Source organism: Caulobacter sp. GW821-FHT10A10 (assembly GCF_059415745.1).
In genome coordinates this window covers 257,866-267,152 of sequence record NZ_JBWKNV010000009.1, presented here as the reverse complement: position 1 = coordinate 267,152, position 9,287 = coordinate 257,866, and the positions used below count along the sequence as shown (strand labels likewise).

At 64.7% G+C, this 9,287-nt stretch carries 4 protein-coding genes; all 4 read right to left on the bottom strand.

Going from position 1 to position 9,287, the window contains the following annotated elements:
- Positions 1-4,820, bottom strand: a 4,820-nt coding sequence (locus tag AC07NS_RS22965; protein WP_494607025.1) for a calcium-binding protein, incomplete at its 3' end; no start/stop codon positions are given.
- 46 nt (positions 4,821-4,866) lie between these two features.
- Positions 4,867-5,442, bottom strand: a complete 576-nt coding sequence (locus AC07NS_RS22960) for a hypothetical protein (protein WP_494607023.1) — start codon at positions 5,440-5,442, stop codon at positions 4,867-4,869.
- Positions 5,439-6,836: an HlyD family type I secretion periplasmic adaptor subunit gene (locus tag AC07NS_RS22955; RefSeq protein WP_494607021.1), complete on the bottom strand. Its 1,398-nt coding sequence runs from the start codon at positions 6,834-6,836 to the stop codon at positions 5,439-5,441. Before AC07NS_RS22955 ends, AC07NS_RS22960 begins: the two co-directional genes overlap by 4 nt.
- Complete coding sequence (locus AC07NS_RS22950) at positions 6,833-8,968, bottom strand: type I secretion system permease/ATPase (RefSeq protein WP_494607019.1); 2,136 nt, start codon at positions 8,966-8,968, stop codon at positions 6,833-6,835. Before AC07NS_RS22950 ends, AC07NS_RS22955 begins: the two co-directional genes overlap by 4 nt.
- Positions 8,969-9,287 lie beyond the last annotated feature (319 nt).

Here is a 9,287-nt window from a genome sequence, read left to right as displayed (position 1 = left end):
AGCACGTATTCGACCGTGTTGAAGCTCTCGTAGAGGACGGTGTTGGAGTAGCCGTCCATGGTCACGTACTTGACCCCACCGCCGACGATCTGCACCCGGTCGGCGACCTGGCTAGCCGTCAGCGCGGTGTTGGTCAGGTCCTTGGCGCCGATGTAGAGGTCGTTGCCGACCACCTGGTAGATCACGTCCTCGGCCGCCACACTGGCCCCGAAGGCCAGGGTGTCCTCGCCGCCGGTGTCCCAGATGATGTCCAGCCCCTCGCCACGGTCGTAGCCGAACTGGTCGTCGCCGTTGGAGGTGTGGATCTGGTCGTTGCCCAGACCGCCGACCACGACATTGCCGTTGCTCTCCACCTGGCCGCTCTGGGCGCCCCAGACGATGTCGTCGCCGTTCATCGCCAGGATCAGGTCGGAATTGGTCTTGCTGCCGACCAGTGTGGTGGAGTTGTCGTCGCTGGCCACGCCGAAGTTGACCGAGCCGATGTCGAGCTGCGAAGCGCCGCCCATGTCGATCGACTTGATCTTGTTGTTGCCTGCGGTCGGATAGAAGTTGGCGCCGATCCGCACCTGGGCGTCGCCCCGGATGCCCAGGTCCAGCCAGCCGCTGGCCCCGCCGATCGTGCCGCCCCAGATGTCGGAGAACTTCACGTCCGATCCGAACGAGACCACGTTCCAGCCGGCGCTGTCCTCGACGATGGTGTCCGAGCCGTCCCCACGATTGAGGACGTAGGTGTCGGCCCCGGCTCCGCCGTAGAGATAGTCGTTGCCAGCCCCGCCGACGAAGGTCTCGTCGGCCGTGCCGCCGCCGATCGTGTCGGCATAGGCCGTGCCGATCACGCCCTCGACGCCCGTCAACGTATGGTTCGACACCGTGCCGTCGGTCCCGCGCACCTGGGCGTAGCCGCTGCCCAGGTTGATGTTCAGGGCCGCGACCGTGGTGGTGGTGGTCTCGTAGTGACCGCCGGTCGACACCCAGTACTGCGAGTAGTCGTAGTAGTCGTACTCCCAGTAGCCGTCCTCGACCCAGACCTGGTAGGTCGAGGTTCCGCTGGCGAAGCCCGTCGAATAATCGACGAAGTCCTTGCCCTCGCCGCCGACATAGGTGTCCTCGCCGTTGGTGGCGATGAGCCAGTCATTGCCGCCAAGGCCCTCCAGGCGGTTATTGTACTGGTTGCCCTTCAACTGGTCACCGGCCTGAGAGCCCGTCGCGCTGCCGATGTTGAGGAACGTGTCGCCATCGGCGTCGCCGCCGAACGCCTCACCGTTGGAAAGGTCGACATTGACCCCCGACGACGAGCCGGCGTAGCTCACCGCGTTCCACCCGGCGCCGCCGTCGAGATAGTCCGCGCCCGCGCCGCCCTCCAGGACGTCGTCGCCGTCTCGCCCGTAGAGCTGGTCATTGCCGGCCCCACCCTTGAGCACGTTGTTTCCGGCCGAGCCGAACAGGCGATCGCCATAGTCCGAACCGGTGGCGTTCTCGATGTTGATCAGGCCGCTGCTGCTGTACCACTGCGAGCCGTCGGCGCTGCGCACCTCCAGCAGGCGGCTGGCCGGGTTGGCGATGCTGGCGTCCGGATGGCTGTTCCAGTCGCTCGGACGCACGTCGAGGTCGAGCAAGACACCAAACCCGAAGCGCTCGGCGCTGACCGTGTCGCTGCCGGTCGGATCGCTGCTGAAGTTGAAATTGCCGCCGACGATCCAATTCCAGTTGTAGTCGGCGGACAGAATGAAGGTGTCGTTGCCGTCCTCGCCCTGGAGGGTGTCGGCGCCGTCGCCGCCGACCAGAACGTCATTGCCGACGCCGCCATAGAGGCCATCGTTGCCAAGGCCGCCAGACAGATAGTCGTCGCCGCCGCCGCCCACCAGGCTGTCATCGCCGTCACGCCCGATCAGCGTGTCGTTGCCCTCGCCGCCGTCGATGTAGTCGTTGCCGGCCTGGCCATCGAGCCAATCCCAACCGCTGCGACCGTAAAGCTGGTCGCCATACTGGCTGCCGATGAAGATGTCGTCGCCGCCGTCAACCGTGACGTAGTTGACGTGCTCGATGTAGTCGTAATCCCAACCGTTCCAGACCGGTTCGTAGGTGATCTCGGTCTCGGTGTGATTGTCGTCCAGGATCACCCCGCCGCCATTCCAGCGGTATTCCATATAGTCGTTGCCGGAAGTTCCCCCGCCAGCGTTGACCCAGGTGTAGCCGATCTTGTCGAGGCCGTTGATCGTGACCGTTCGACCGTCCGCTGAAGCCGTCGGCAGGATGGAGAACAGCCCCTCGGTTCCGCCGGCCACGGAGACGACGAAGTCGTTGCCGCCGTTCCATTGAAAATTGGCGTCCTCATAGGCCACGCCGTGACCATGCAGGTCGAAGCTGTCGAGGAACCCGCGCAGACCGCCGTAGAAGTCTGAGGTGGCGAACTTCTCGAGTCCGAGTTCACTGACCCGCTGAAGCGTGATGATCCAGGGATTGGCGACCGCCTGGCTCTTGAGCGCGAGTGCGATCTTGTCGATCGTGACCTTGTTGCCGTTATAGGTCGCGAGTTCGCCGGCTGTCAGCGACGCGACTCCTTGCGTCTGGAACTTGTCTATCAACGCCTTGTTGGAGGCATAATAGCTTTGCTCCGCCTCGGTCAGTGAAGCGTAGGCCCCCGAGATGGCGCTATTCACCAGCGCCCGGTTTTGAGTATAGGCGCGATAATCACTGGCGACCTGCAAGTCACCGCTGAGCGAGGTCAGGTCCGCGGCCGCCGAGCGGAGGATCGCGCGCTTGGAGAAGATGTCGCCGCCGACGATTTTAGTATTGCGGATCGCGGTCAGAGTTCCGAACTCCACAGCCGCATCGGCCGAGGCGAAATTGTTCTGAACGCCGTTGATCTTGACGTAGATCTGATTGCCGGTGTGCCCGTAGATCTGGGTGGTACCATAGCCGTTCAGATTGGACACATAGGTCGCGTTATTGATGTAAGCGACGACGCCGATGAGATTGTTCAGCGTGTCCCGCGCCGTCGTAGCCATCGAGGTGACAAGGTCGCGGTTGCCGTTGTTGGTGACCGTGATGGTTCCCAGCTGATATTCGGCGTAGGGAATCTGCAGAACAGTCTCGGCGCTGGCGCTTGGGATCTTGGGCTTCTTCTTACCGAAGAGATTGCCGATCAGCGCCCCCAGCACGAAGCCCACGAAGGAGCCCACGCCGGGCACCAGCAGGTTCATCCACATGCCGGTCACTTGACCGATCATCTTGCCCGCGACGAAGGAGCCTAGGGCGGATCCGATCGAGGACAGCGCCACACCGGCCTGGGTGGTCGGGCTGACGATCATCGCGCCGAGCTTGGCGCCCAAGAAGGACCCCACCGCATTGGCGATCGCGATCCCGCTGGTCGGCGCGGATCCCTGCGGATTGACCGTGCTCTTCGGAACGAACCCGTTCCAGATTTCATTGGGCCCCAACGCGCTGTTGAGCAGGTTGCCGATAACCCGGGAGGTGACGGTCGATCCCACCGTCGTAAAGAGTTCCGCACCGAAGCCCTTGAGGCCGAGCGCTTCACCCAGCTCCATCGACAGCCAGGAACTGACAGAGCCAATCGCCGCCTGGCCAGCGCGCACGGCCACGTCGGCGCCGAACACCTCAAGGCCGCCCTTGGTCGCGACCCCGATGACCGTTTCGCCCGCGGCCTGGGCCACGAGCGCCGCAGCTAGCCGCTCACCAATCTCACCGAGCACCGACGAGTAGACCACGCCGGCCACCTTGTCGTCGCCCGCCAACATGGATCCGATGCTCGACCCCACGATCGAGCCGACCGTGCCGGCCACCGACAGAAGTTCTGCGTTCTCCGCCGGCGTGTGCCTACGCGCGGTCGAAAAGTCGGCCGGCTTATTAGCTTCAGAGCCGATGGTAAGGCCGCTGGGACTGACGGTGATAACCGTCGCAGAACCATCGGCGGACGGCGGGACCACGGTGGTCACACCATTCACCGTCTTGGTGACAGTGCCGTCAGGCAACACGCGGATGTCGCCGGCCGCAGTGTGGAATACGAGGTCCGAACCGCTTGGGAAGGTCAGGGCATGGCCAGTGCCATCCACGATGCGGAACATGACCTTCCCGGTCTGCTTGTCCCAGATCTGGAACTCGTGAGCGTTGCTTGAGGTCTGCTCAGGATAAAACCAGTTCGAAGACCGCGAAGACCCAAGATCATAGTTCTTGAAGCTGTTGACTATGGTTTCCGCCAACACGTTCGAGGACTCGGGCGCCATCTGTCGGGCGGCGGAACCCAGGGTGTTCTTCGCCGCGGCCAGTTGTTGCCGCTGCTCGGTCGAAACTTGACCCGCCGGCAGGAAATCCGCGATGACCCCGATCACTTCACCAGCGAGAACCAGACCACCCAATATCAAGGCGGTTTCGGGCGCGCTTACCGTCACGAGCCCAAATTCGACGCCGAGCAGTATGATTTGCGGCCCAAGTTTGAAGATGATCGAACCCATCTTCAGATATAGAGCAAAAGGAACAGGTTGACCGCTGTTGAGTAGCGCTTGAATCTGTTGAGCCGTCTGATAGGCGGAGGTCAAGTCGCTGGCGAGACCGGCGATACCAAGCGCTTTCCCCAACTTTCCAGCCATGGGACTGTTTGTCGCCATGTCGAAAAGGTCTTTGACTACCGTCATAAACGCCAGGGACGTGTCGTTGACCGCCATCCCGAGGCCGTTCTTGTTGGCGGTGCTTGGATCCTGGTTGTAGACAGACCACGCCTTTCCAAGCGCGAGCGTCTTGACCTGGAAGATAGACAGGTCAGTACCGAACTGTATAGAATCAGCCTTCGCACTAACGGACATTACTACCCTCCACCTAGCATGGAATTTACATTAGGACGGATATTGCTTATTTCTTCAGAAAGATGAAGGCGAATGCTGCAAGCACAAAGACCCCAACGATCAATGCAAGCGGCAAAAATCCACCCTTTTCCTTCTTTTGCATATTCATGGCGACTTCATAACTGGAAACACTTTCCGAAAAAGAAAGCACAACCGCTCCAGCACTGGTAACTTCGCTCAAAATATTCTGAATATTTCCTGATTTATCAGAAATTTTGAAATACTTGATATCGAAATTTGCACCACTCGTAATCTCGTGACGATTTTCCAAGCAAGTATTGGAATCCGATATCCTGTAAGCATCCCCCTTGGGGTAGCACTGCAAGACAAGGATCTCTCCGCTGGTCGTCTTGAATCGGTACGGCGCACGCGAAGACTTCACCGGTTCAACGGCAAAGACACCGCTAGCGGAAAGAAGATCTTCGTAAGCGGGGATCGTCCAACCAACCTCACCGCCGTATGAGCGACGCAGAAGATCGAAGCGCACGACCATAAGGCCGGCGACAATGACCAGGAGCAGGATCCCGAACATGGTCTGCACCGGCTTCCCTTTCTTCACCTCGCCAAACGACTTCTCGCTCACCGCTCCCTCCCCGCTTCGCTGACGGTCTTGGCGACCGGCGACCAGATGAAGTCGATGACCCGGCGCTTGCCGGTGACGATCTCGACGGAGGCGCTCATGCCGGCTGAGAGCAGGGCGCGGCGGCCTTCGACGCTGAGCTGGGTGGTCGAGAGCTTCACGCGCACCGGGAAGACCAGGCCGCGCTTCTCATCGACGATGGCGTCGGGGGAGATCTGGACGACCTCGCCCTGCAGTGTGCCGTAACGGGTGAAGGGATAGGCCTCGAGCTTGACGACGGCGTGGTCGCCGGTGCGCACGAAGCCGGCGTCCTTGTTGAGGACCAGGGCCTCGACCACCAGGGCCTCGCCGTCGGGAACGATGGTGACCAGGGCCTTGCCGGTCTCGGCCACCTCGCCCAGCGTCGTGACTGACACGGCCTGGATGACGCCGCCGACCGGGGCGGTCAGGGTCTGGAGCTGGCGCTTCTGCTCGGCCTTGCGCAGGGAGTCGGCGCGAGTGGCCGCCAGGCCCTCGGCCTCGGCGCGCTCCTGGGCGGCCTGGCCGACGAACTGCTCGCGCAACTCGGCGGCGTCGCGGGCCAGCGAGGCGACCTGAGCGCGGGCCTCGTCGAGGCGACCGCGCTGGGAGATCAGGTCCTGCTCGGCGGCGACCATGGCCTGCTCCTGCTGGAGAAGCTTCTGGCGGGCGCCGTAGCCCTTGGCCTCCAGGCCCTTCTGGTCGTCGAGCTGGCGCTGCAGGATCGGCAGGGTGCGCTGCAGCTTGACGATCTCGGCCTCGGCCTGGCGGGCGCTGGCCTCGGCGCCGATGCGGCGCTCGCCCAGGGAAGCGCGCTTGGCCTCGTAGGCCTGGATGCGGGCGGCCACCAACTGGCGCTCGGCCTCGACGGCGGTCGGCTCGGAGTCGGGCGGCGCGATCACGGCTCCGCCGCGGCCGGCGGCGTAGCCCAGCAGGGCGTTGGCGCGGGCCAGGGTCAGACCGGCGGTGGAGAGCTCGGTCACGGCGCTTTCGGCGTCGGCGTCGGCCACGGTGGGGTCCAGCGCGATCAGCAGCTGGCCCGGCCGCACCCGCTCGCCCTCGCGCACGGCGATGGCGCGGACGACGCCCGGGTCGGAAGGTTCGACGCTGCGCAAGCGCCCCGTGGGCACCAGGCGGCCTTCGGCGACGGCGACCATGTCGACCTTGGCCCAGCACGACCAGGCCAGCGCCCCGAAGGCGGCGGCGACAATGGTCCAGCTGATGGCGCGGCCGATCGGCGACGGCGGGCTTTCGACGATCTCCAGCGCCGCCGGCAGGAAGGCGGTCTCGACCCGCTGGCGAGCGGCGCCGGCGCGACGGCGGCGGCTTTCCTCGCTCCAAGCCTGGGTGAAGACGCGGACGTGGGCGGCGAAACTCATGCCTCCACTCCGTGATGACCGTGCATCTGGGCGCGCCAGAGCTGGGCGTAGCGCCCGCCGGCGGCCATCAGCGTGTCATGGGTGCCGGTCTCGGTGACCTGGCCGTTCTCCATGGTGACGATGCGGCTGGCCACGCGGATGGCGCTGAGCCGGTGGGCGATAACGATCACCGTCCGACCACGGACGATCTGGCGCATGTTGGCCTGCAGGATCGCCTCGCTCTCGGCGTCCAGCGCGCTGGTGGCCTCGTCGAGGATCAGGATGCGGGGATTGGTGATCAGGGCCCGGGCGATGGCGATGCGCTGGCGCTGACCGCCCGACAGGTTGGAGCCGCGCTCTTCCAGCACGGTGTCGTAGCCCTCCGGCAGCTCTAGGATGAAGTCGTGAGCCCCGGACATGCTGGCGGCGGCCATCACCGCCTCCATCGACAGCGACGGGTCGGCCAGGGCGATGTTCTCGCGCACCGAGCGGTTGAACAGCAGGTTCTCCTGCAGCACCACGCCAACCTGCCGGCGCAGCCAGGCCGGATCGACCTGGGCCAGATCGACGCCGTCCACCAGCACCCGACCGCTCTCGGGCACATAGAGGCGTTGGACCAGCTTGGTCAGGGTCGACTTGCCCGAGCCCGAGGGCCCGACCACGCCGATCACCTCGCCCGGCTCGACCGCCAGGCTGACGCGGCGGATGGCCTCGCGACCGCCAGGCTTGTAGCGGAAGGTGACGTCGTCGAAGGCGATGCGCCCCTCGATGCGCGGCAGGGCGGCGCGCGACGGCGAGAACTGGGCCTCGGTCGGACTGTTGAGCACGTCGCCCAGGCGCGCGATGCCGACGCGCGCTTCCTGGAACTGCTGCCACAGACCAGCCAGGCGCAGCACGGGCTCGGCCACGCGACCGGCCAGCATGTTGAAGGCGACCAGCTCGCCGACGGTCATGTGGCCGGTCAGGGCCAGGCGCGCGCCGATATAGAGGATCAGGACGGTCGAGGCCTTGTTGATCAGCTGGATCGCCTGGCCGCCCCAGATGTTCAGCCGCGCGGCCTTGAAGCCGGCGGCGACATAACCGGCCAGCAGGCGCTCCCAGCGGGTCTGCATCTGCGGCTCGACGGCGGCGGCCTTGAGGGTCTGCATGCCGGCGACGCTCTCGACCAGGAAGGCCTGGCTTTCGGCGCCGCGCTGGAAGCGCTCCTCGATGCGCCGGCGCAGCGGGCCGGTGATCAGGCCCGCCGTCAGGGCGTAGAGGGCGATGGCGATCAGCACGATCAGCATCAGCCACGGCGAGTAGAACCACATCACCACGAGGAAGATGATCGTGAACAGCAGGTCGATGACCAGGGTGACCGACGACGAGGTCAGGAACTCACGAATGGTTTCCAGTTCGCGTACCCGGGCGATGGTGTCGCCCACCCGCCGGCTCTCGAAATAGGCCATCGGCAGGGCCAGCAGGTGACGATAGAGCCGCGCGCCGAGCTCGACGTCGACCCGGCTGGTGGTGTGGGTGAACAGCGCCGCGCGCAGGCCGCCCAGCAGGGTCTCCAGCAGGATCACCGAGCCGAGGCCGATGGCCAGCACGTCCAGCGTGGTCAGGCCGCGGTGCACCAGCACCTTGTCGATCACCACCTGGAAGATCAGCGGCGTGGCCAGGGCGAAGAGCTGCAGGGTCAGGGAGGCGGCCAGCACCTCGCCCAGCAGGCCGCGGTACTTGACCAGGGCCGGAATGAACCAGGTGACGTCGAACTTGCTTCCGCCCGGAACCTCCGAGCGCGAGGTGATCAGCACCGCCTCGCCGTCCCAGACAGCGAACAGATCGTCCATCGACAGGGTCTTGGGCGGCTGGCCGGGCCACTGCACCAGCACCTCGCCCGCGACCGCGCGCGCAACGATGAAGAAGTCGCCGGCCCGCCCCTTGGCGATCGCCGGCAACGGCGCGTCTTCCAGCCGCCGCAGCGGCAGGCGGGCCATCTTGGCCTTGGCGCCCATGCGGCGGGCCAGACGGACCAGGTCGCCAGCATCCGCCGGCGCGCCCTTGCCCAGGGCATGGCGAAGCTGTTGGGGATCAGCGCCAATCTGATGAAACCCCAGGATGAGAACGAGGCACTCAAGGCCTTCATCCCCCTCCGCACGCGAACTGGTCACCCTACGCCCCACCACAACCGACGCGGGCAGATTACGCCTGTCACGCTAAACTTTGCAATTGCGAAACAGCATCTCAATCGCGAAAATTGTGTGTCAGCTCACGGCGCACTCAACCGCCTTCATTTCAAGCCGGAAGCATGGAGTTCGCGTCCGCGAGAACCTTTCCCGCGCACGACGGCCAAGCTCGACTGAAAGGCGGCGATCGCGGGACACGGCGGCGCCGGAAAACCACGCAACGCCAAGGTTTAAAGGCGGTTGACCATGGCCGTCGGCGAGCGGAAGACGGCGACTGCAAGTTCAGGAGGCTGCGGACGTGTCC